Raw genomic sequence first — 23,953 nt, 5'->3', positions numbered from 1 at the left:
TATCCTTAATTTTGTACAAAATTTGTTATGGCAACTACAGTTTCAGAAAATATGATAAAGCTCAATACAATAGAAGAAGCTATTGAGGATATAAGAAATGGAAAAGTGATTATTGTCGTTGATGATGAAGACCGGGAAAATGAAGGTGACTTTGTTGCTGCCGCTGATAAGGTTTCTCCCGAAATGATCAACTTCATGGCTACCCACGGGAGAGGGCTGATTTGTGCCCCTCTTACCGAAAAAAGATGCAGAGAGCTTGAATTACAACCCATGGTAAATAATAATACCGATGCCATGGAAACCGCTTTCACCATATCTGTTGATCTGAAAGGCGATGGTGTTACTACCGGTATTTCTGCTTCCGACAGATCAAAAACCATCAAGGCATTAGTTGATAAAGAAACCAAGCCTCATGTATTAACCCGTCCCGGACATATTTTTCCTCTAACGGCTAAAGAAGGGGGCGTTTTAAGAAGAACCGGGCATACCGAAGCTGCTATAGATTTTGCACGTTTGGCAGGATTTCAACCTGCAGGCGTAATCTGTGAGATCATGAACGATGACGGAACCATGGCGCGCTTACCGGAATTGGTGGAAGTAGCTAAAAAGTTTGATTTAAAACTGGTTTCCATAGAAGACCTGGTTGCTTACAGGATGCAACACGATAGCCTGATAGACAAAAAAGAAGATTTCGACATCAATACACGTTTCGGAACATTCAGATTAAGAGCTTATCAGCAGACAACTAACAAACACATCCATATTGCCCTTACAAAAGGGAGCTGGAAATTAGGCGACCCTGTCCTTACACGTATCAACTCAACACTTGTTAACAATGACATTCTGGGAACCTTGACCAATGATGCTGATAAAAAACTGGATAGCATGTTTAAACAAATCAATGAAGAAGGGAAAGGAGCCATTTTATTTATTAATCAGGAAGTAAGAGCTTTAGACCTCTTAAGACGCATCAAGGAATTAAAATCAATTCAGTCTGAGGGGGAAATGAAGGCTCCGAAGATCAATATGGATAGTAAGGATTTTGGAATCGGCGCTCAAATTTTACATGATATAGACATTTCCAAAATTGTTTTAATGAGCAATTCCGAACGTACCAAGCGAGTGGGAATGATTGGTTACGGTCTGGAAATAGTGGACTATAAAAATTATTAATAGATCGATATATTGAAACACAAAAGAGGCAGCCGATGGCTGCCTCTTTTGTGTTTCATGAGACTGTATTGAACGAACTTAATAATCTCAAATGGACGTTCCGGTATATATACATATGAGCAATACTGATTTTACAAAACCTCTTCTTTCATCTAAATTATCTCCTCTATAGCTTCCGATAATTCTTTACGGACCTTTTTAAAATCGGCAAACATATCATCTGCTGCTCTGTAACCAACAGGCATCACCAAAACGGATTTCAAATTCTTCTTTGGTAAATCAAGTAATTCGTCATACTTTTCAGAAACAAATCCTTCCATCGGGCAAGAATCGATCTGTTCTGCTGCACAAACGGTCAGTAAATTACCTAAAACAAGATAAGCCTGTTTAATAGCCCAATCATCGACCTCCTGCTGGTCTTTACTTCCAAAATCGTCTATAAGATAATTACGAAACGGATCGAGTATTTCATCGGGAGTATTTCTTACATGTTTTACCCTTTCAAAATAAGTCTTTATATACAACGCATCGACGTTTCTATGTATACAAAATACTAAAAGATGAGAGGCATCAGCTACCTGCCGCTGGTTCCATGAATGAGTTACCAGCTCTTCTTTGAGCTGCTTGTTCTCTATAATCAGTAATTTAACCGGTTGTAAACCATATGAGGTCGCTGTAAGGTTGAAAGCCTCTTTTAATATGTTTAATTTTTCATCAGATAATTTTCTTTCTGAATCAAATTTCTTTACCGCGTAACGCCATTTTAATTTATCTAGAATATTCATTATTCATCATTTTTAAGATAAACGGGGGGTTCAAATTTCCCTGTAACTGGATCAAAATAAGAAGTTATTCATCAGAACAACAAATCTCTTCAATAAGTTTTAATTATCTAATAATCAAAAAAACCATAGTTTTACGGCCATGACTATCACCATTAATATCAAAAACAATTTTACAAAACCATCTCCTTTATCGACAGACCATCTACTGCTAAGCCATCCTCCCGCCGCCTGGCCTATAGCCATTAAAAGCCCATATTTAAAATTCAGGTTATCTGTATACCAAAATACCAACAGGGTTGCTATGGTATATATAAGCATGGTAACCGCTTTCACAACGTTAGTTTTAACCAGGCTCATATTGTTTATCAGAGATAGTGCCAGCATCATTAAAATACCTGTTCCGGCCTGAATAAATCCGCCATAAATACCGATAAAGAAAAAAGCTGTAAATGACATCCAGAAATACTTACCTGTAAGCCGCTCCACTAATTCATTAAAATTGCGTTTAGGCTTAAACACCATTAGGCCAACAATAAAAAGCATCACTATGGCTAAAACCCTATTAAAAGTTTCATCTCTTATGTCAATAGCTATTTTAGCACCGATCAGTGAGCCGGCCAAAGCTGAAAACCCCAGCCACCAACTAATCTTACTTACCCTTACACCCTTACTTTTAAACCCGGCTATAGCAGTTATATTCTGTGTTAAAATAGCTATGCGATTGGTTCCGTTAGCAGTAGCGGCGTCTAAGCCTAAAAAAATAAGGACAGGCAGTGTCAGTGTTGATCCTCCGCCGGATATTGTATTGATTATACCTACTATAAAACCAATTGCTATAAGCAAGCCTGCTTCTAATATGGGTGCCATCTGAAATGTTTAGTTGCAAAAGTACACTATTACATAAAAAGTTCGATAATCTCTCTTTTTTAATAGCATATAAAACTGATAATAAGTCCACTATAAAATGAATTAAAAAAAAGGTTGTTTTTTGTTTTTCAGATATAAAAAAGGTTTCTATATTTGCAACCGCAAAGGAGAAATGGCAGAGTGGTCGAATGCGGCAGTCTTGAAAACTGTTGAGGGTCACACCTCCGGGGGTTCGAATCCCTCTTTCTCCGCGAGGAGCAATACAAACTCAACAAAATCCCATAAAACATTAGTGTTTATGGGATTTTTCATTTTATACACTTTCATTTAATATCAAAAAATATGGATCCTACCCAATTGTTGTGTTTATGCAAAAATTGTAGTTAATCTATAAAGGAAGAATTCTACATTTTTTTGTTCTTGCTGTCTCAGGAAATATATGTTGATTATAGATTTGATATAGGCTGCACTTGAATTATTAAAATTTTAATTAACTAAACTTCATCCAAGTATTTTTAACTATTAATTAATCTTTAATACTGATATATTCTTTCAAGCTAATTATTCTCTAATCTTAAAACCTTAAGTTCTTTAAGGTTTTCATACCATTTTGGCTCATCCAAGAAATTAATCTTTTCATTTTCTAACAATAAATATCTTTCACATTCGGCAGTATATCCCTTTAATAATAAGTCCTGTACATCGGAGATATCACCTAAATTAAGACTTTCATGTCCATATATTTTAAAAACAACATTTTTGTCGACGTTAAATTTTAGACCAGAAGTTATGTCTTTAACCTTTTTACTAATCAATGATCTTTTAACATTTTCAAAATCATTTATCGTAACTGATTTATCTGAGTCAACTAAAACATAAATATTATAGGACGAATTCTGAAGAGTCTGTCCGTAAATTTCAGTATTTAAGCATATAATAGTCATCACTATAGAAAATAAAACCACTTTCATGTTTATGAGTTTTAATTTTAACGTATTTGATAATTTAAAAACCGTATCTAATTTATTTGATGTTAATCACATGCCAAACAAACGCAGCACAACCAGCTGCATTCTCAGCATTACCAACCGGATGTCCATTAGAATAACATTTAAATCCACCTTCATTATAGTCTCCACCTAAGACATTTTTCAACTGTTCTGGTTGCAATTTGTATTTAAAATTCAACCTTAGGGTATCTAAACTTAACTTTTTCATTTCAATTAATTTTAACAAATAATTATATTTGTTCTGAACGTTATATAGCCATCAGAACTTTGGCTTCCTTTCGCGAAAAGGTATTGTTCTAACCCTATGATTTATAAACCATAGGGTTTTCTTTTCCTTAAATAGAAATATCTTTTTTATAGTAAATGTTTTTAACAAATCAGATTAATTTATTAATAACATTTTAAAATTTCCTTAGTTAAACTATGATAATATTCCTTTCCATTTCATTGAAATTTGAGAAGCTAAAATATAATTTTACAAACTCACTAACATTCGACAAAACCACACAAAAAGTAAGGACAGCCCATAATTAATAAAGTTTAGAAGGAGAGTCATTACGTCTAAACATTCTTTACTAACATTCCCTTGAAACCTCAATAAAAGCAAGAGGGTTTGAATTTTTAAGCTATAAACCATTAAACCGACATGCAGAATGACAGTTTCATCAAATGTTAAAAGATCTCTTGTCTAAGAAGTTCTAAGAACTGCAAAAGAATAAAGCGGCTTATTAGATGAACGAACATCGCGTAATTTCCATAATGTAGCAGGGCTAGTTCGGTGTCACCAATTTTTAAAGCAAATGGAAGCCCTTGAAAACGCTAAAAAAGAGGCCGCCTAATATTCTTAGACGGCCTCTTTTAATATTGATCTTTCTTAAAATCCTTTATTTCCATGAATTTTCTATTTCTTCCAGGGTTTTTCCTTTTGTTTCCGGAATATATTTTTTAATAATCCATATAGCCGGCATACAGATTACCCCAAAAAGCAAAAAAGTAAGCGGAGCTTTTAACTCCGATAATATCATTGGAAAAGTCTGTCCAACTATGGCATTTGTTCCCCATAAAAACAATGTACTTATAGTCAGCGCCCTGCCCCTGATATTTGTCGGAAATACTTCAGATGCGATCACAAACTGAACCGGTCCCAGAGAAAAAGCATAACACGCAATATATAGCAGTATTCCTACTATAACATAATTAGCATAGCTGTCTCCCAGAAAGAACATGAGACTAATCAGCAACAATGACAAAATAACACCTGTTGCACCGAACCTCAAAAGAGGTTTTCGGCCCCACCTGTCTATGGTATAGATTGCAACAAACGTAAAAACAACATTCACAAAACCTATTGTTACCTGCCCTCCCAGGGCATCTCCCAGGGTAAATCCGGCTTCATTCAAAATACTGGGACCGTAATAAATAATTGCATTAATACCACATATCTGGGAGAAAACCATCAAGAATATGGCTATAAGCATCGGACGCCGGTAAATTCCTTTTACCAGTTTAAAAAAACCTGTTTTTTCTTCTTTAACCTCCGTTTTCTGTTGTTGATATTCTATTTGATATGCATCTATGATCTGTCTGGCGGCATCTATCCTGTTTTTTACCATCAACCATCTCGGACTTTTAGGGATAAAGAGTAAGCACCCTAAAAATAAAATCACCGGAAATACCTCATTAAAGAACATGCCTCTCCAATATTGTTCCCCATATAGAAGTTTTGCCAGAAAAAAACCGGAATCCTGTCCTCTTTCATGAGCGAGAGACGTCCAGTAATTACTAAAATAGGCTATAAGGATTCCAAGTGTAATAGCCAGCTGATAGACCGACACCAATTTTCCTCGCATATGAGCCGGAGAAATTTCACTGATGTATAATGGCGAAACCATAGATGCAACCCCAAAGGCAACACCTCCTATTAACCGATAAAGTACCAGCTCTGTAAAAGACCCTGAAACTGTACATCCCAGAGCTGAGATTAAAAACAGGGCCCCGGATAGCATCAACATAAATTTACGGCCGTATTTATCACTCAGGTAACCTGAAAATACCACACCGGAAATAGCACCTACCAATGCACAGCTAACATACCAGCCTATTCCGGCGTCAGAAAGGTTAAATTGTTCCTTAACCAATTCAACTGTGCCTGAAATCACTGCAGTGTCAAACCCAAACAAAAATCCGGCCAGTGCAGCCGCAAATGCAATAAATACAATTTTAAAATTCATGATTACATACTTCTGGTTTAACATACGATTTAACAACCTTGGCCATCCCTGGTCCCAGATTGTTAATCCTATACGAGCCGGATTCAGCCGGGATTACAAAAGTTTCCGCATACTTGACAATCATTTTTCTATCTCCCGTTATGACTTCTATAGAATTTCCTTCAACCAAACTCAACACATGGCACTGATTATTTCCGGTTACATGAATCCGGTTCTTAAATTCCATTCTGTAAACTTCATAAAAATGCTGTGGATGTGTACTCAAACGGATTACTTTCGAGTCTTCATTTTCTTCTACTACAGTTTGTTTCGAAATATACTCTTCTTTTACCACATCTCCTTTACAATCAAAATTCAGATTGGCCATACCTCTCTCTATATTCAATGGCCTGGGGTGTCCGTTTAAATCCATACGCATCCAATCGTACATTTTAAAAGTATAAATATAAGGGGTACTGCTTATTTCCAGCACCAAATTGTTTTCCCCGGAACAATGTACCGTACCGTGTGGGATGAGGAACAGATCGTGTTTTTTAGCCGGATGTACCTGCACAAAGCTTTCAACATCCATTGGCGTACAATCGTTGTGACTCTTGTTCAATGCTCTATGAAACTCATCCTCATCTATATTTTCGTGAAAACCTAAATATACTTTCGCATCAGGTTCTGCATCCAGTATATAATAGGTCTCATCCTGAGTAAACCTTTCGCCGAACTGCTCCGTTATAAAATTAGGAGAAGGATGACATTGCAAGGAGAGCTTGTCGCCGTTAAATGTATCTAAAAAATCAAACCTGATAGGAAAATCTGTTCCAAAGGTCTTTGCCGCATCACCAAGAATGGCCTTATTGTCATTAAACATCAGAAAGTCGAAAGACACTTCGAGGTTTACTCCTTTGTATGAAAACACAATTCCGTTTTCCGGTACTATCAGCTCAAAAGACCAGGCATAATTTACAACATCCTGAGAAAGTCCTGCTATATTTTTTTTAATCCAGTCACCTCCCCATACACCCGGTTCAAACCATGGTCTAGCCCTAAATGCGTTTTTAGACATTTGATTCAAAGACAACCTGAAAGTATCTCCGCTACACCATGAAATATCATTTAGATATTGACCGTCAATAATATAATCTATATCCTTTAAAAGGTCTTTTTTATGCTTGTTCAAAACCGGCCAGTCTACAAAGAACATTCTTTTATACTGTGGCTTTGGAGGTATTGGATTCTGAACTCCCAGATTTGTTACCCAACCTGCTCTCGACCTGTATTGAATCTCATTTTTAGGGATATCTATATAAATCAGTTTGGCATCCCAATTACCTAAAGAAGCTCCCGGTCCGTATATAATTGAGAGACAATTGTCATCAGCTTTTATGGAACTGAGTTTATCAACATCGATAAAACTTTCCAGTTCTCCCTCAAACAAACGTCCAAAAACTGGATCATCGCCTCCTAAAAAAGGGGATATCATTTCTTCTATTTCGGATTCATTTTTATAGGCCGAAAAAACCGAACAGGCTATGTTCTCAACTTCGAGAGCATGGAGTGCTTTCGATAGATTCCCGATAAAAAAATCCCAATCTACACCCACATACCCCTCTATACACACTTTTTTATACTTTGAGATCTCTCGAGCTAAAGTATCAAAGCCTTGTACTATGACTCCTTTTTCAATTTCAAAAGAAGGAAATATATTATACCCTTCCTGCACCTTTTCGGATTGCCTTACCGGCATTAAAATTTGTTCGGTTTCTCTTCTTTTTACATTAGTTTCATCCATGATTATCAAATTTTTAACCGCCCCAAGTATTGCGGCATTTTCAGTTTCTCTAGCAAAATGTATTTTAGGGGGGGCATCATTAAATGCTTTCTCGAATGTATCCTTAAACAAGGAATACCCTTTTGTTATATTACCTCCTAGTATTAGCAAATCGGCATCAAACTTCTCAAGTACGGGAAATAATAAACTCCCCAGGTTCATTCCGAATTCTTCAAATATGAATTGCGCCCTTTCATCATAGGCGGCCGCTTCGGCTATTTGTTTTACGTTCTGGACACCGGCCTTAAATATTTCTTCATATCTGCTTAAGAACCATTGGGTCGATATCCAGTCTTCAGCCGTACGTGCCCTATAAGGCAGATTATAGATCTCTCCATACTCAGGAATGTTCTCAGCATCAGAAACAATAGATCCATTCTGCATAAATCCCGAACCTATACCTGTTCCCAGAGTAATGGCTACTATGTTATCGTCTTCCAGACCTTCCGACCATACTTCTCCCAATAAAAACCCGCTGGCGTCATTAATGAATACTATGTTATCAGGATCGATCAGACAATCCTTTAGTTTTGTTGCTAAAAGTGTTTTTATATCAATGCCAAACAGGCTTTCATACTTATTACATCCTTTTATCTTTAAAATTCCCTGTTGATAATCAGCCGGCCCCGGGATAGAAAAGCCAATACCCCAAACAGGTAAATTACCTGCTCTTTGCACACTCTCCTTTATGGTCCTAACCCAAATTTCAAGTATGCTACCGGCATTCTGGCCTGAATCAAGAGGCACGTGGATTTTAGTTTCCGGAATAACCTTCCTGTTTTGAATATCTACCACGGCAGTTGCAATATGGGATCCTCCTATATCTACACCAATTGCATATTTCTTTTTTGTTTCAGCCATTCTTATGTTTTAGTGCTTCCCCCAGTTTATGTTGGGCCTGTCTCCCATTATCAAGACCAATTTACCTCCTTTAACCAAGTCTTTATATTTTATCCGGCAAGACCTTAACGCCCTGTCATTGAGTGTCGCAGATTGGATATAAATATTTTTTTTGGAATTGTTTAGAGTCTCAATTACAAATTCATTTCCCGGATAATAATTCTCATCAAGTTTTATGACAATCTTGTCAAACAGCGGACTACTGATATCAAGCACAGGATCTGCATCCCCTCCTCCATTCATCTCAAATAACCCCATCGAACTCATTACAAACCAAGCTCCCATCTGTCCTTCATCCTCATCGCCTTCCCAACCGTGGTAGGGAGTCGACCCGTAATAAGTTTCCATAATATCTCGGGTATATTTTTGCGTCAGCCATGGTTTCCCGGAATAATTGAACAACCACGCGGCCTGCATATTTACCTGATTACCATGATTGATGTAATACTCTGATTTTCTTCCTCCGGTTCTGTCCAGTGCGTGGGCTGCATATTTGTGTTCTTTTGATTTTTTAAACCCTTCTTCCAGCCTTTGATTGAACAGATCTTTTCCTATTAAATCTATTACCCCCGGGATATCATGCGGTACATACAATGAATATTGCCAGCTATTCCCCTCAATGAAGCTATAGTTATCGAAAGCACTAAAATTTTCCTTCCATTTTCCCTTACTATCTTTGGGAACTATAAATCTATATTCAGGATGAAATGAATTTTTATAATTTTCGGAACGTTTTATAAAGTATTTATAGTCTTTTCTATAGCCTGCGGCCTTGGCCATCTGAGCTACACACCAGTCATCAAAAGCATAGTCGAGGGTTTTATTGGTAACTCCCTTATCCATAGGCATATATCCGTATTTTATATAATTATCCAAGCCCGGATTCCCTGCATGTCCGCCACATTCGTGGTTAATGCCGCTAACGGTCACATTTTTCTTCATGGCCTCATACAGTTTCCCGGGGTCTTCAGTATAAATCCCTTTCTGATAGGCGCTCAACATCAGGGCCATCTCATGTGATCCCTCCATAATTCCTGAGTATTCCAATCCGGTAGGTCCTTTCCCCGTCCATCCTGTCTTCTCATATAATTCCAGCTGTGTATTTACCCAGTTTTTAGTAATATCGGGAGTAACCAGCGACCACAAACCATTAAGGTTCCAGAACGAGTTCCAAAAGGCATCACCGCCATACATAGCTACGCCTTTAGCGGACTCTTGCTCGTTTTCGCAAGGATCCATATACTTTCCGTTCACATCGTTCCATGTTTGTTTTGCCGCATAGGCTCTGTAAAGATTCGTGTAAAATTTTATTTTGTCTTCTTCAGTGCCGCCTGCTACGTTTATACGTTTCAGGATTTTGTTCCATGCTTCCTGAGCATTATTAACAACGGCATTAAAGTCCCATCCGAAAGGAATGGTGATCTCCGTTTCCAGGTTTAACCTGGCCTGGTCTATATTCACCATCGATATTCCTGATCTCACCAATATTTCTTCATCTTTCTCTGTTTCATAGATCACATAGGCTCCAATATCGTTCTTTCCTGTTATTTCAGTAATATCGTCTTGCTCTTTCCCCTCGTTCCAGCCATTCATTATTTTAAACGGTTTACTAAACTGCAGCACAAAATGCAGTTTGTAATTGTTCCACCACGAGCTTACACAATCTGCATAGCCTTCTATTTCCGTATTACTGACTTTGGTAATCCTGGCATCATTTATTTTCATTCCGTATTCCGAAGGTATCAACAGGTCAATCAGTATCCGGGATTCTTTTTTCTCTGGAAAGGTATATTTCTGGAAACCACAACGGGTAGTGGCCGTTATTTCAGCTTTCACGTCATGATCATACAGGTATACCGAATAATACCCGGGCGAACCTTTTTCACTTTCTTTCAATATCCGGGAATGATATCCGGCATTGGCTCCTTTATAAGGTGCATCAACCGGACGATCTTCTATTACCAGGTCTGCAGTTGTAGGCATCATGCGTAACCCAGCCATGGTCCAGGCATGTATATGGCTAAACCCAGAAACACTGTTTATTGCATATTCATAACCACCCATCCATTGGTTGCCCTGGTTGTCCGGACCCAACTGTATCATTCCGAACGGTACGGTTGCATAAGGCCCTAACATCCATCTTGAATTGGAAGTTCCCATAAATACATCAACGTACTCTGAAGGCGTTTTGGTGAATTGACCAAAGCTTATATTTATAAAAAGGAAAACATGAAGTATCAATATTAAAATTCTCATCGTATTGTGGTTGATTAAAAGGTGTTTTATATGTTTAAATGTCTAAACAAATTAGCGTTGTGAAAATGATTTTAAAAAGCTGTGCATAACGTAATCTCTTATTTTTCTACTTCTGCAGCCCAATCGTAAAACTGCTGAATAGCTTTATAAAGTACACCTGCCGATCCTCTGAAAGTACCGGAGCCTTCAGGTTTATTATCTACTGTATACCATTCAAAAAAGCCATTATTTTTTACGACACGATCAGTCATAGGCTGCATTTGCTCATAGGCTTCTTTTACAAAACCATAGCGGATAAGCTGTTGGATCATTCTGGCTCCAAACCAGGTCCAATCGCCTCCATTCTGGTAGCCGTAAGGGTACATCCCCTTGTTTTCGAAAGCCCAGTCAGGATATGGAGGGTACATCGTTAAACCTATGGAACCTGCTCCGGATGCTTTTACATTTGCTATCATTTTGCCGAGAGCACTTTTGATCTGTTCCTTATTCAATAACCCTGCCTCAATAGCTACTGCTGTTCCCCCGTGGTAGTAAATTTCATTTTCATTAAAATCATCCGGATAAGGGGATCCGTCTAAATAAACATGAGGGATAAATTTCTGGTGTTCATCATCCCACAAAACCTGCATTGTATTTTTAGCAATTTCATTACGAATTGGCCCCCATTTGACCTTAGTCACAGGTATTAACTCCATCATGTTATCAAGGGCAATCAGCATCATGGCATTATCATAGATATCTACACAATAATGGGTGTCTTCAGTAATATATACTCCCCAGGGATGTGAGTGTTGTACATCGCCCCAATCGGCAGTAGTGGCTCCATAGATCAATCCGTATTTAGCACTCCAGCGTTCATTCATTAAAAATGTCATCGAGTTTTCTATACGTTCAGCCACCGTAGCATCCCCTACTTTAACATTCAGAAAATCGGCATCTCCTGTCTTTTTCACATATCTGTAGACAGCCTGTACCAGAGAACTTTCATGGTCTGTTTCCACTGTATTTTTATGTCCGCAATAGTCGGGTTCGAGATCTGAATATATGTATTGATACCCGCCCTCTGTTGCTACTGCTTTTTCTTTTGGAATAAACCCGTCTATAATATTTCCATCATTTCCCTGTAACCTGAAGAACACTAATAGATTCTCCTTAAGCGTATTGTGATCAAATACTTCTGCCGATAATTCAATAAATGTATTGTAATCCCTAATCCACACCTCGCCATAACCATCACCTGCATTAAATCCGGTTTTAACGACTTCGAGAGCTTTTTCTGTTACTTCTTTAAAATTCTTGTCGGACAATATCTCTGCCGCCAGTTTTTTATCTTCTTTGTTTGAAGAACACGCAGTTATCATTATTGCTATTCCGGTTACTAATAATTTCTTCATCGTTATGGTAAGCTAATTTTTAAGGTTAGACATTGATGGAGGCAGTGATTGCACGCCCCAGTTTTTATTTGGTTCTTTTCCTAATGTAAAGATGAGTTTTCCCCCTTTCATCAGTTGCTTCCGGGAAATCCAGTTTGTGTTTACAGGCGTTCCGTTAAAGACAGCTGCCTGAATATATTTATTATCGGGATCTTGATTCACCGCTTCTATTACCAGCGCATTGCCCTGGTAATATTGCGAATCTAACTTGATACTGATTTTATCGAAAAGCGGACTTCCGAACTGAAATGTAGGATCGGAATTACTATGCCCCTGAACATCAAACAAGCCCATCGCGGCCATCACATACCACGCTCCCAATTGCCCCTGATCTTCATCTTGTCCAACTCCGTAGCCGTGCAAAGCTTCTGTACCATAAAACTCATTACAAATAGTTCGAACCCATTTTTGAGTGAGCCACGGTTTTCCTGAATAATTAAAAAGCCAGGGGTTATGCAAACACGGCTGATTGCCATGATTGTATAATTTTTCTACTCCTGAAAAACTGTGTATTTCTTCTGATCCGCCTCCGAACATGCTTTTTCGTGCAGCTGTAAACATTTGTTCAAGGCGTTCATTAAAAAGCTGCTTTCCCATCAGATTTATGAGTCCCTGCACATCATGAGGCACATACCAGGTATACTGGAATGCATTCCCCTCCTGAAAACCATCCCATCCCTTCATCGGATCAAAATCCTGAATGAAATTACCGTTTTCGAGTTTTGGCCTTATAAATTTTGTTTTTTCATCGAATAAGTTCTTGTAATACCCAGCCTGACTTATCAGTTTTTTATAACTGATACTATCCTTTAACTGTTTCGCCATTTGGGCTACTGCATAAGAACTAAAACTATATTCCAAAGTATGTGAGGCTCCGAAATTAAACACCCATCCGTTAGAAATGATAGTATCTTTATGAGGTATGTAATGATCTTTTACAAAGTAACTGAGATCATATTTACCATTCCCGAGATTACGGTCGTGATAATCCAGTTCGTTCTTTAATGCAGCCTTATATCCCGATTGAATATCAAAATCCCTGATACCGACATTGTAAGCTGAGGCTATGAGCAGCCCCTGAAAATTAGTTTGTACCCCATTAGTATAAACTCCGGCTGCCTCACCATCATGTAACCAGCCTCTTTTCTTATATAAATCGATATTCGATTGCAAGTACTCTTTAAAATAGGATGGGAATGCCAGTGCCCACAATTGGCTTAGGTTCCAGAAACCTCCCCACATTCCATCCGTATTATAATGTTGATAGGCAGGCTTCCCATTTTCGTCTAGGGAAATCTGTCCTATTCCGCCATCTGCCATTGGGTAATTTCCATTAACATCGCTGGCCAATCCCCGTCCCAGTAACGCATGGTACAAGCCGGTATAAAATTTAATTCTGTCTTTCTCTTCACCTCCTTCTACTACAATATTATTGAGCTTTTGGTTCCATACTACCTTTGATTCATTATGGACATCATCAAAGGTTCTTTCTGCAGCCTCTACATTTAAATTTAACCTTGCATTTTTAACGGAGGTGTAACTTAATCCGGTTTGTATTTCGAGTTGCTCCCCTTCCTGCATTGAAAACCTCAGGAACAGTCCGTTATCCGTTCCTTCCGTTTTTGGAACATCAATGTTCTGGACAGTATCTTTAAAAGCTCCCACGGCAAGTGGTTTTTTACTGAGCCTGGCAACGAAATACATTTTAACCCGCTTACCCGGATCGCAAAATTTCACATACTCCGGATATGTTTCTATATAACCTTCAATTTCATTTTCATTTACCAATTGTGCAAAGGCATCGGTCACATCACCACTTTCTCCCTGCTTGTGTCCAATATCTATAATCAGGTTTGCCTCATCGGTCTTTGGAAAAGTATATCTGTGAAAACCTACCCTTTCAGTGGCTGTTATTTCTGCTTCTATCTGATAGTCGTTTAAACGAACTCGATAATACCCTACCTCCGCATGCTCTGTGGGTTTATTAAAGCGTGATCGATATCCTGAGTCCGGATCTTCCAGTGTTCCCGGAACAGTTTTTACACTTCCGACTGTGGGCATGAATACCAATCCTCCTATCTGAAACTCATGAAAATGTCCAAAGCCTTCTATTGAGGTATGCCGATCGTCGTATCCCGTAGGCCCCCATCCTCCTGCACTATTATAACCATTGGTATGTGGCGCTAGTTTGGCCATTCCAAATGGTCGTGCCGCCGGGGTATAAAAAAACCATCGTCCATGCACCGAGCCAATCTGCGGATCCACATATTGTGTCAGCGCTACCAAAGGTTTTTCTATTTTTTCTTTTTTACTACAGCTGACAACCAGCAATGCCATTAAGAAAAAAATAATCACCAGCCATTTATGTTTGTTTATTTCATATTTCATGCCGTCATATTGAAATTAACTTATTCATAGTACCGTATTTGTAAGCACCTCTCTGTAAAAAACACGGGGCACAAAAATTATATTCCTGTATGCTCATAAAGTAAATGAACACAACTTTTACAGACAGTTAATCTTTTTTGGTAACAAACACTCCTTCTATACTGTTACCAACGGGATGATCAGCCTCAAAGGTAAATCCTAAAATATTGGCTGCAGTTTGCGCTATTTGGTCCTGATAAATTTGACCATCACGAGCTACTTCTCCGAGATTTGGTATTCCAGGGCCTAATGCAGCAAGCCATACTTCATCGCTACCAGGTATTGCATCGCCATGGTGTTTCCATCCGTAATCATCTATTCCTCTACCGTGATCTGTATAAACCAGTAATGCCGTTTTATCCTTATAAAAAGGATCATTCTGGAGTGATTCCCATAAATCGGATATCATCTTATCGGTGCGATTGGTTGCGTCTAAATATTTACCATACTCGCCATCGTGCGCAAAGATATCGGTATCTCCAAAATCGAGATAGACAACTTTTGGGTGTTTGTCTTGTATATAGGCTTTTGCCATCATATATGTTAACTCATCCGGTCTACAATCATGGTGGTATTCCGGTATTAGATGTTGCAGTTCGTTTAGAAGGTTTTGTGCTTCAGAGCCTTCTTGCACATCTTCGCCTGGTAAGTTTACAAGCATGCCGTTCCGGTCGCGATTTAAAACCCTGCCAAGAGCCTCCCACGATGCAAAAGTCACCACTTTTCCTTTATAACTTTCATTTTCATCAATGAACTCTAAAACGTTTTCATTGGGGTTGTTTGGATACTCGTTTAAATTAACTTTAGGATCATAATAACCACAAAGTGCTTCGCTTCTGCCCGGGTAAGAAAACCAATACTTATTCTTTACATTTGCCTTGTTACCAAGGTCTCTGTTCCCATACAGTTGTCCTTTTTGAGCTATTGTATTCCAAAAAAAAGGCATTAATTTTTGTCTTCTTTCGGCTTCGGTATTTGCCCAAAAGTGCTTGTCTTCTGTAAAAAGTGAGTCTGCACCTTTAAAAACCTCCTGCCATCGTAAACCATCTATACTTATTAATACAATGTTTTCTACTTTGTTTTGCTCTTGTTCTGAATTTTCACAACCAATGAAGGAAATAGCGAATAAAAAAAGTAATAATCTCATTTTCATGTCTTAATTGTTTTTTACTGTTTGTTGGTTTTAGGAGGCATCTCTTTTACCCCCCATTTTTTATTTGGAGTAGCACCCATTATCAATTTCAGTGTCCCTCCTTTTAACAATTCGCTGGCAGGAAACCAAAAATTATCGAGTTTTTTGCCATTTAATACAGCGCTCTGCACATACTTATTTTTTCGGGATACATTTTTGGCTTTAATGGTAAAGTTCTTTCCTCTTCCATATTTTTCTCCAAGATTAATGACCACTTCTTCAAAACAAGGACTGGCTATTTCATAGATTGGATTTACCCTTGTTCCTCCATCTGTTTGAAACAATCCGATAGACGACATTATAAACCATGCACTCATTTGCCCCTGGTCTTCGTCTCCCAAATAGGCATTGGATACGCCATAACCATAAAAACGGTCTAATATATCTCTACTCCATTTTTGAGTAAGCCACGGCTTTTTACCCCAGTTAAAAAGGTAAGCAAAATGCATTGATTGCTGGTTTCCCTGAATAACAGGAAAATCCCAGTACAATTCATTGGGAGCATTGTACCTCCAGTTGCTGCTTATGGCAAAACCATCATCGAGACGCTTCGTAAACCTTTCTTCACCAATAATTTCTGCAAGTGCAGGAATATCCTGAGGGACAAAGAAAGTAAGCTGCCATGCATTCCCTTCAACAAACTGATGATTACCTCCCGATCTGATCGGGTCAAAATCTTTATACCACGAACCGTCCGAATGCCTTAATCTTGCAAATCCTATTTCCGGATCGATTGCATTTTTCCACCAGCCGGCTCTGTCTGCAAACTCAAGATACTTCTCTTTTTTTCCGAGTGCTTTAGCCAGTTGAGAAACCGCATAATCATCAAAAGCATACTCCAGGGTATTTGAAAACCTTCCCTTGTTATAAGGTACATACTTATATTTTAAATAAGTGCCAAGATCCCTGTTTCCCGCATAACCTCCTCCTACTTTCTCCCCTGTAGCAGTTTGCATCTTATATACAGCATCAAAAGCTTTCTCCGCGTCAAAATCACGAATACCCATCTGATACGCTCCCACAATCAGCGGAATTTCATGTTCTGCCACCATAACAGGAATATACTCCATTCCTGCCGGACCTTTAGCCAGCCAGCCATTGGCATCATACATGGCCAACTGAGACTTAACCCATTTCGATGACCATTCAGGAGTTACCAGGTTCCAAAACTGATTCAGGTTCCAGAATGTATTCCAGAAAGCATCGCACCCTAAAGCAACATCTCCCGGATCATTAAATTTTTGCACATTTTCCGTTGCATCTACCCAGCTTCCATCAACATCGCTAAAGATATTACGACTTACCAGAGCCCGGTACATATTAGAATAAAACCTTCTTTTTTCTTCTCTGTTTGTCGTGGTGATCCTTACCCTGTCGAATAAACGATCCCAGGCTTGAACCTGATGCTGACGAACTTTTTCAAAACTCCATCCGAAAGGATCTGAAACTTCTTTTTCAAGGTTCATTTCCGCATTTTCAATACTTACATACGAAATCCCTGTTCTTGTTTGAACCACCTGATATCCGGAAGTATCGAACTCTAAAAATGCCACAGCGCTTTCAGGATGGTCTGTTTTTAGTTCCTCTGATTTATCTATAATAACAATATCCCCCTTCTCTTTACCATCTGTCCGCACTCCAAATCTCTTTATGGGCCGGTCAAACTCCATCACAAAATGTACTGTATAGTGCTGGCTTATATCGTCCCATTCTTTGGGCTCATCTCCATCTTCCACCATTTGTTTTCTATAGTATTGTTCGCCCCAGATATGGCGTGATACTTGCTTGCTGTACCCCACTATTTTATAATCGCTGATCATTTTGAAATAGGCCTCTTCTATTTCATAACCGTATTCTCCCGGTATTTTCAGATCTACTAAAATTCTGGAATTTAAATCGTCTTTTGGATACGTATATCGCTGAAAGCTGCATCTGGTGGTTGCCGTAAGTTCTGCTTTTATATCATAATCGCTCAAATGCACCGAATAACTCCCTAAAGGGGCTTGTTCTGTAGTTTTATCGATACGTGACCGGTAACCACTATCGGGGTCTTCTTGTTTTCCCATTTCTGTTATCAGCCTTCCGTTGGTGGGGAAAGTCCCCAAACCGGCCATTGTCCACTCATGGATATGACTGAATGTGCCGATACTTTCAAATGTTGGCTGGTACCCTGCCTGCCATCCTTCATCTTGATTGTCCGGACTTATTTTAACCATTCCGAAGGGCATCCATGGCCCCGGCGCTATCATCCATCGGGAATGACCTGTACCAATTTTAGTGTCGACATAATCTGAAGGAGCTGCAAGTTTCTGAAGGCTTCTGCTTACCGTTCCCTTCTCTACAACCTGTCCGTTAATTAAAATTTCATATGCACTTTCTACAGACGTTTTAACCGCCGGCATCGGCACCTCAAAAACATATCTGCCCTGTTCAATCCTTTCACTAAAAACAGGTTTTCCATCAAGCTTTACTTTTAACTCAGGCATTCCCTCCAAATGCTGAACATCTATCAAAAGAGGCTGAAAACGGCTCCCCCCTTTATCTATTTCGTAGGTAGCCGTAGCTACGTTCCTTATAAAAGCATTTTCAGGAACCGTTATACTCGTTTTTTCAGGACCGTAGAAGCGAATGTTATCAAACACCAGCCAGCTGCCTTCCAAAGTGGTGAATTGAATTTTATTCCCTCCTTTTTTAATCAGGTCTGCATCCAAATCAATTGTAATTAACTGCTCCCCGGCATTTTCATTTTTCCCATTCAGAACCTGATCGCCGTTTCCTCTCTTCAGCCGATATTTCCACGATCTGTCATTTACGGTGATTTTTAAATACGGTGCTTCTTTGGCACTACAGTCAAGAATATCGACCAGCAACCGGTATTTTCCTGTTTCAGGCTTGTCGTCAACGCCAAATAATACATTGATCTCATGGGGTCTTATTCCGGCCAAACCTGAGGTTCCTCCCCAATAGTCTATCGCTCCGGGTAACACATACGGAAAATCTTTCCGATCGCTTGAATAGCCAACCAGATAGTACCTGTCTTCCCAACCAAAATCTTTTTCTAAAAAATGTTCGTACGAAGACGGTGCCAGCGCAAATTCGTTCCCGCTATTATCGGCTTTTCCGATTTGCCAGACAATCTTCTCCTGAGCCAAACACCCAAAAGCACTAAACAAGCTAATTATCAGAATAAGAATTTTGCTATTCATAAATCAAAATTTTAAATGTACAGACATTTGTACAAATATAACATTTAAAATAAATCTATCATCTTAAGTTTGTATTTTTTACCCGATAATCCTGATTTACCCCGTATAGCTATCGGTAGCTCCGGCACTTGCTCCTCTGAAATCCTCCTAGCGGAATTTTACGGGGCCACACATCCGAAATGTTTGGCTCATGAGCGGGCTACTCCATCACTAAAAAGAGTACGCTATGCCATTTTTTTACGCTCGACCCTCTCGTGAGCTTGCTCAGAGGTAGTTTACTTTAAAGATTTAGGTCCTTAATAAGAAGAAGAATACAGCTGTTGTCAATCCGTCAAACACATCAGACACTCCTAACAATATCTATTTTATACTTCATTTTATCATGCCTGTAGTAACATTTGTTATATTCAATGATCCGCATACCTGCATCATATACAATACGCTTTCGATACAACAGAGGCATTCCTTTTTTAACTTGCAGGACTTCAGCCAATTCATCATTCGCCTGGATGGCCTGCACTTCTTCAGATGACCGCATAGGGATGATAGAGTATGCTTCTTCAAGAATATCATTCAGCGGTTTTAAGAAATCGTGATTGTCAGATATGGGGATTCTGGGATGAAACCATGATTCGAACTTCACAAAAGGAACTGACTCATCTCCTTTAACCCTCGTTAGTTTTTTTACTTTTTTCCCGACAGGCACTTCAAATACCTTCGCCAGTTCTTCATCACATTCAACCTCCTGGAAACGAACTTCATAATTCTTGATCCTGATCCCTTTTCGTTTCATCTCTTTTGAAAAGGAAATCCACTCATTCAGTTGCGTTATTATATTTCCATTTTGGGCCACTACAGTTCCTTTACCTCGTTTACGCTCCAGCAAACCTTCGTTCACCAGAGTATTAAAAGCCTGACGAACCGTACTCCGAGAAACACCAAACATATTACTTAGCTCTATTTCACTGGGTAATAATCTGCCCAAATCATAATCTCCTGTATTGATCAACATACGCAATACTTTCTCGATCTGTTTGTGCAATGGAACTTCGGAAGAATGGTCTATGTACTTTACTAACTTCGGTTTCAAAATCAATCTACTTTTATTGAATATATAATTTATGGCATTTATTCATTGATCGACATAACGTTATCATCACTAAATAAACAACAATATTAGCAAGAAAGAATCAATTTTCTATGATCCTGCACAAATGTTTCAACAATCAACCTTATAAACAAAGTGACCGGATCTAACAAATTAAATCCGTTACACGCATTTATTTTTGCACATGTACTGCCTGAATATTGATATACAACAGTTTGAAAGTTAAATAAAGAAGCGATTTAAAATCCCTGTAAAAGGAACCTTAAACCGCATTAAATACTATTATCAGAAACAATACTGTTACCATAGCTGCCTGCATCAACGCCTCAGGCATGGTCAGGATGTTTCTATATATGCAGGTGAATTAAAACTTCCGATATTCTCCTGCCAGATACTTATTAGCTTTTTCTTCTTTAAACCGCGCCGTTTCGGCATTCCAATGCAAGGTTTCTCCGGGAAACCTGCCTGCTATTGTCCCTAACAATATGGTTTCAGTTAAACGGGCAGCATAATCAAAAGGAGCTGTAGTTTCCCCCTTCCCTAAACATGCATCTACAAATTGATGATAATGTTTTGGTCCTTCGCTCTGATAATTCCTAACCGGTTCGCCCAGATTATATTTTTCAGACAAAGCTGTTATTTCCTTAGAGATATCAACATACTTACCACGTACAATCTTCTTTGGTAACTGCATAAAGTGCGGCAACAATAAACGCCCTTTCTCTCCGACAAACATCGCCCCTTGCTCCGGCAATTGATTTGCTGCTGCAACTTTGGCGTCTAAAGACATCTTCTCCTCTACGCTTGCTTCTCCGGTATCGTCTTTCTTCGCTTTTTTTCCCGCAAAACCCGGTAACACCAGATCCTTGTGCATGTCCGGAGCTCCTTTACCGTCATACCACACCCACTTTAAGGATCTGGTAGTATATTTAGTACCCGGAAACTCATATGTTACGGTATTATTTTCAGGATACCCAAAACCGTTGGAAGGCCTGCATTGTGTCATGATCGTTCTCGGTACATCCAGTTCGAGTGCATTGTAGGGAGTGTCAAAAATATGTACTCCCATATCTCCAAGAGTTCCGCACCCATAATCCATTAATTTTCTCCAGTTACCCGGGTGATACATGTCTTTTTTATACGGTCGTTTTGCAGAGGTTCCCAGCCATAAATTCCAATCCAACTGTGAAGGAACCGGGTCTTCTCCCTGAGGTACAGGGCCGTCATACCCCCAGTTTTTTGGCGACCAGGCATGAACTGTGTGTACCTTCCCTATAATTCCAGACTGGATCAGAAGTGTTGCCAGTTTATAATCATAAAAAGAATGTACCTGTATCCCCATTTGAGTAACCAAACCTTTTTCTGCAGCCAGCTTTTTCATTTCTCTTGATTCTGACACATAATGCGTTAAAGGCTTCTGACAATAAACAGGTTTATCCATTTCCATAGCCATCATGGATGCCGGTGCATGAGTATGATCCGGAGTAGAAACAATAACCGCGTCTATCTCTTCTTTCATTTCTTCCAGCATTGTTCGGTAATCGAAAAACACACGTGCCTTAGGGAACATTTTATGAGCCCTGGATAGATTTACAGCATCGACATCGCATAGCGCTACCACATCGACTGCATTATGCGAAGAAACAGCAGTAAGATCTTCCATTCCCATATTACCTACCCCAATATGTGCCGTTCGCAATCTTTGTTTTGTAGCAGACGCATTCAATATAGATGGTGCCAACACAACACCTATTGCACTTGCTGTAGTGACTTTAATAAACTCTCTTTTATTCATTATTCGGTCATTAATGGATTATAATTTCTTAATTTTTATATTGCGAAACCATATTGGACTCGCATGATCTTGTAAAGCAATATAGCCTGATTTAAATTTCCCGTAATCAGGACTATTTTTCCACTTATCGGAGTTCTTTTTTTCATTCCAAGCTTCATCCCATGGCACAAAAGAAAGAATCATTTTACCATTTAACCAATGCTCTACTCTTTCAGGGGTAAATACAATTTTCGAGCTGTTCCATTCTCCAACCGGATTTAAAACCTTATTTGGATCTGGCGGGTGCATGGCATAATCGGCTCCCGTTTGTTGCAACGGTTTCAATTCTTCTGGCTTATCTGTATATCCAAGACTAAGGTTGTATTCAGTTAAATCATGGATACTGGCATAATTTTCATCATCTATAAGCTGATATTCCGGCGCCACCACGTAAGGCCCGTCATATCCTTCCTTCACATGGTAAAAAATACCACTGTTTCCTCCTTCCGGGAGCTTCCATTCTATATATAGTTCAAAGTTTTCAAACTCCTCAGCTCCATAAAGAATATCCTTTCCTCCTGTATAGTCCTGTTCCAACCCAAGCTCAGTATCAAAAGTCAAGACCTTATCTTTAATTGTCCATCCCGGTGGAAGCGAATCCATATTATACCCTCTCCAACCTTCTGTTGTAGTACCGTCAAACAAGTAGATCCAATTCTCTGTATCAGCAACCACCTCTTCAGTTGCTTCTTTTTCAGGCCCTGTTTTGGATTTTTCGGTTTTACATGAAAAAGCAAGTATCCCTATCACCAGATAAACAGGATACTTCCTCCATTTCTTTTGTCTTCTTTTCATTTTAAATTAGATATTTAAGTTTTGATTATATTAAAATCAGCTGTTGATATTCAAGACATCAATATACGCTGTAAATTCACATCATTAACCTGAAAACCAGCAAGTAAAGTACCTGTCTTCCTAATTCTAAAAACCGGAAATTTAGCTTTGATCTTACATAAATCTCTCGTTAATACACGTTTCGCCCTGTAAAATAAATAATATTACTTTATTACAACAGAATAGCCTTACAGTTTTTTAGCCAATAACTGTTAAATACCATGTTATCCGGAAATTTTTTTGTTAAGTATTTGAATAAATACGTCCCCAGTTGCAAAAGATGTTATGAGTGACCTGAATAAAACTAAATCTTTCAAACTTGCATCGATTAATAAAGAACAGGCAGGGAAACAACCCCTATAAATCCGGTATTCTGATGTTGAACCACATCTGATCGCTTTTACTGGTACTTTCATTCAGGTTACCCAAAATTCAGATCGGACACAACAATTAAACCGGCTATACCCGACCATCGAAGTTTAATTCTATATGGTTCTATTGTGAGGACCGATGGCCATTATCTAACACCATAGCTAATACGATAACTATGAACTATAAATCGATCTTGAATTATTTTATAAACAGGAGCACCAATGCTTCGGCTGAAGCTTTCAATGCTAAAATAAAAGCGTTCAGAGCACAGTTTAGAGGAGTGAAAAATGTAGAATTCTTCCTTTATAGATTAACTACAATTTTTGCATAAACACAACCATTGGGTATGATCCACTTTCACAATGCTTTTTATAAGGTAACATAAACTGTATTAATGAGTTATCGTAGTTCGTTGGTGTTTGAAGAGAAGCTCCTTTGCATAAACACAACTTTTGAGATTGATCCAATTCCAGGATGATCCAAAAAACTCAAACCCAGAAAAC

The 23,953-nt window shown here is 38.7% G+C and carries 16 protein-coding genes and 1 tRNA gene; 3 read left to right on the top strand and 14 right to left on the bottom strand.

Annotated elements, in window-relative coordinates; genetic code table 11:
- Nucleotides 1–27 precede the first annotated feature (27 nt).
- Nucleotides 28–1,173, top strand: coding sequence for a 3,4-dihydroxy-2-butanone-4-phosphate synthase (gene ribB, locus MQE36_RS12190; RefSeq protein ID WP_242936254.1), 1,146 nt, complete (start codon nucleotides 28–30; stop codon nucleotides 1,171–1,173).
- 152 nt (nucleotides 1,174–1,325) lie between these two features.
- On the opposite strand, the gene MQE36_RS12185 is transcribed toward ribB, so the two are convergent.
- Nucleotides 1,326–1,958, bottom strand: coding sequence for an NAD(P)H-dependent oxidoreductase (locus tag MQE36_RS12185; RefSeq protein WP_242936253.1), 633 nt, complete (start codon nucleotides 1,956–1,958; stop codon nucleotides 1,326–1,328).
- A 114-nt stretch (nucleotides 1,959–2,072) separates the two neighbouring features.
- Entirely contained in the window at nucleotides 2,073–2,825 is a 753-nt protein-coding gene (locus tag MQE36_RS12180) for a sulfite exporter TauE/SafE family protein (protein WP_242936252.1), read from the bottom strand.
- Between the two features lie 166 nt (nucleotides 2,826–2,991).
- Between MQE36_RS12180 and MQE36_RS12175 the strand changes: the two genes are divergently transcribed.
- Nucleotides 2,992–3,076 (top strand) — tRNA-Ser (locus MQE36_RS12175).
- 306 nt (nucleotides 3,077–3,382) lie between these two features.
- Here MQE36_RS12175 and MQE36_RS12170 read toward each other — a convergent pair.
- The 12 genes from MQE36_RS12170 to MQE36_RS12115 all read right to left on the bottom strand — a co-directional run bounded on the left by MQE36_RS12170 (nucleotide 3,383) and on the right by MQE36_RS12115 (nucleotide 23,039).
- Nucleotides 3,383–3,796 carry a hypothetical protein gene (locus MQE36_RS12170; RefSeq protein ID WP_242936251.1) on the bottom strand — a complete coding sequence of 138 codons (414 nt, stop codon included), beginning with the start codon at nucleotides 3,794–3,796 and terminating at the stop codon, nucleotides 3,383–3,385.
- Between the two features lie 52 nt (nucleotides 3,797–3,848).
- On the bottom strand, nucleotides 3,849–4,043 hold the full coding sequence (locus MQE36_RS12165) for a hypothetical protein (protein WP_242936250.1): 195 nt from the start codon (nucleotides 4,041–4,043) through the stop codon (nucleotides 3,849–3,851).
- Between the two features lie 676 nt (nucleotides 4,044–4,719).
- Nucleotides 4,720–6,066: a sugar porter family MFS transporter gene (locus MQE36_RS12160; protein WP_242936249.1), complete on the bottom strand. Its 1,347-nt coding sequence runs from the start codon at nucleotides 6,064–6,066 to the stop codon at nucleotides 4,720–4,722.
- A complete protein-coding gene (locus tag MQE36_RS12155) occupies nucleotides 6,056–8,749 on the bottom strand; it encodes an ROK family protein (RefSeq protein WP_242936248.1) in 2,694 nt (897 codons plus the stop codon). The genes MQE36_RS12160 and MQE36_RS12155 overlap by 11 nt, the downstream gene beginning before the upstream one ends.
- A 9-nt stretch (nucleotides 8,750–8,758) precedes the next feature.
- Entirely contained in the window at nucleotides 8,759–11,059 is a 2,301-nt protein-coding gene (locus MQE36_RS12150; RefSeq protein ID WP_278286661.1) for a GH92 family glycosyl hydrolase, read from the bottom strand.
- Nucleotides 11,060–11,142: 83 nt separating this feature from the next.
- Nucleotides 11,143–12,438: a glucosidase family protein gene (locus tag MQE36_RS12145; protein WP_242936246.1), complete on the bottom strand. Its 1,296-nt coding sequence runs from the start codon at nucleotides 12,436–12,438 to the stop codon at nucleotides 11,143–11,145.
- Between the two features lie 12 nt (nucleotides 12,439–12,450).
- Entirely contained in the window at nucleotides 12,451–14,865 is a 2,415-nt protein-coding gene (locus MQE36_RS12140) for a GH92 family glycosyl hydrolase (protein WP_242936245.1), read from the bottom strand.
- Between the two features lie 127 nt (nucleotides 14,866–14,992).
- Entirely contained in the window at nucleotides 14,993–16,057 is a 1,065-nt protein-coding gene (locus MQE36_RS12135) for a phosphoglyceromutase (protein WP_242936244.1), read from the bottom strand.
- A gap of 14 nt (nucleotides 16,058–16,071) precedes the next feature.
- On the bottom strand, nucleotides 16,072–19,302 hold the full coding sequence (locus tag MQE36_RS12130; RefSeq protein ID WP_242936243.1) for a GH92 family glycosyl hydrolase: 3,231 nt from the start codon (nucleotides 19,300–19,302) through the stop codon (nucleotides 16,072–16,074).
- A gap of 340 nt (nucleotides 19,303–19,642) precedes the next feature.
- Nucleotides 19,643–20,392 (bottom strand): GntR family transcriptional regulator, encoded by a 750-nt coding sequence (locus MQE36_RS12125; protein WP_242936242.1) that lies wholly within the window; start codon nucleotides 20,390–20,392, stop codon nucleotides 19,643–19,645.
- A 382-nt stretch (nucleotides 20,393–20,774) separates the two neighbouring features.
- On the bottom strand, nucleotides 20,775–22,205 hold the full coding sequence (locus MQE36_RS12120) for a Gfo/Idh/MocA family protein (RefSeq protein ID WP_242936241.1): 1,431 nt from the start codon (nucleotides 22,203–22,205) through the stop codon (nucleotides 20,775–20,777).
- An 18-nt stretch (nucleotides 22,206–22,223) separates the two neighbouring features.
- Nucleotides 22,224–23,039, bottom strand: coding sequence for a 3-keto-disaccharide hydrolase (locus MQE36_RS12115; protein WP_242936240.1), 816 nt, complete (start codon nucleotides 23,037–23,039; stop codon nucleotides 22,224–22,226).
- Between the two features lie 526 nt (nucleotides 23,040–23,565).
- Here MQE36_RS12115 and MQE36_RS12110 point away from each other — a divergent pair.
- Nucleotides 23,566–23,781 carry a transposase gene (locus MQE36_RS12110; protein WP_278286660.1) on the top strand — a complete coding sequence of 72 codons (216 nt, stop codon included), beginning with the start codon at nucleotides 23,566–23,568 and terminating at the stop codon, nucleotides 23,779–23,781.
- The last annotated feature ends 172 nt before the right edge of the window (nucleotides 23,782–23,953 follow it).

It is taken from the genome of Zhouia spongiae (genome assembly GCF_022760175.1).
GTDB lineage: Bacteria > Bacteroidota > Bacteroidia > Flavobacteriales > Flavobacteriaceae > Zhouia > Zhouia spongiae.
The sequence above is the reverse complement of the archived record's forward strand: the minus strand, read 5'-3'. Positions and strand labels throughout refer to the sequence as shown.

Excerpts from the sequence above, each read along its gene's own strand:
- MQE36_RS12185 (WP_242936253.1), bottom strand. The coding sequence starts at position 1,958 with ATGAATATTCTAGATAAATTAAAATGGCGTTACGCGGTAAAGAAATTT.
- ribB (WP_242936254.1), top strand. The coding sequence starts at position 28 with ATGGCAACTACAGTTTCAGAAAATATGATAAAGCTCAATACAATAGAA.
- MQE36_RS12120 (WP_242936241.1), bottom strand. The coding sequence starts at position 22,205 with ATGAATAAAAGAGAGTTTATTAAAGTCACTACAGCAAGTGCAATAGGT.
- MQE36_RS12165 (WP_242936250.1), bottom strand. The coding sequence starts at position 4,043 with ATGAAAAAGTTAAGTTTAGATACCCTAAGGTTGAATTTTAAATACAAA.
- MQE36_RS12130 (WP_242936243.1), bottom strand. The coding sequence starts at position 19,302 with ATGAATAGCAAAATTCTTATTCTGATAATTAGCTTGTTTAGTGCTTTT.
- MQE36_RS12145 (WP_242936246.1), bottom strand. The coding sequence starts at position 12,438 with ATGAAGAAATTATTAGTAACCGGAATAGCAATAATGATAACTGCGTGT.
- MQE36_RS12115 (WP_242936240.1), bottom strand. The coding sequence starts at position 23,039 with ATGAAAAGAAGACAAAAGAAATGGAGGAAGTATCCTGTTTATCTGGTG.
- MQE36_RS12140 (WP_242936245.1), bottom strand. The coding sequence starts at position 14,865 with ATGAAATATGAAATAAACAAACATAAATGGCTGGTGATTATTTTTTTC.
- MQE36_RS12155 (WP_242936248.1), bottom strand. The coding sequence starts at position 8,749 with ATGGCTGAAACAAAAAAGAAATATGCAATTGGTGTAGATATAGGAGGA.
- MQE36_RS12170 (WP_242936251.1), bottom strand. The coding sequence starts at position 3,796 with ATGAAAGTGGTTTTATTTTCTATAGTGATGACTATTATATGCTTAAAT.
- MQE36_RS12135 (WP_242936244.1), bottom strand. The coding sequence starts at position 16,057 with ATGAAAATGAGATTATTACTTTTTTTATTCGCTATTTCCTTCATTGGT.
- MQE36_RS12180 (WP_242936252.1), bottom strand. The coding sequence starts at position 2,825 with ATGGCACCCATATTAGAAGCAGGCTTGCTTATAGCAATTGGTTTTATA.
- MQE36_RS12160 (WP_242936249.1), bottom strand. The coding sequence starts at position 6,066 with ATGAATTTTAAAATTGTATTTATTGCATTTGCGGCTGCACTGGCCGGA.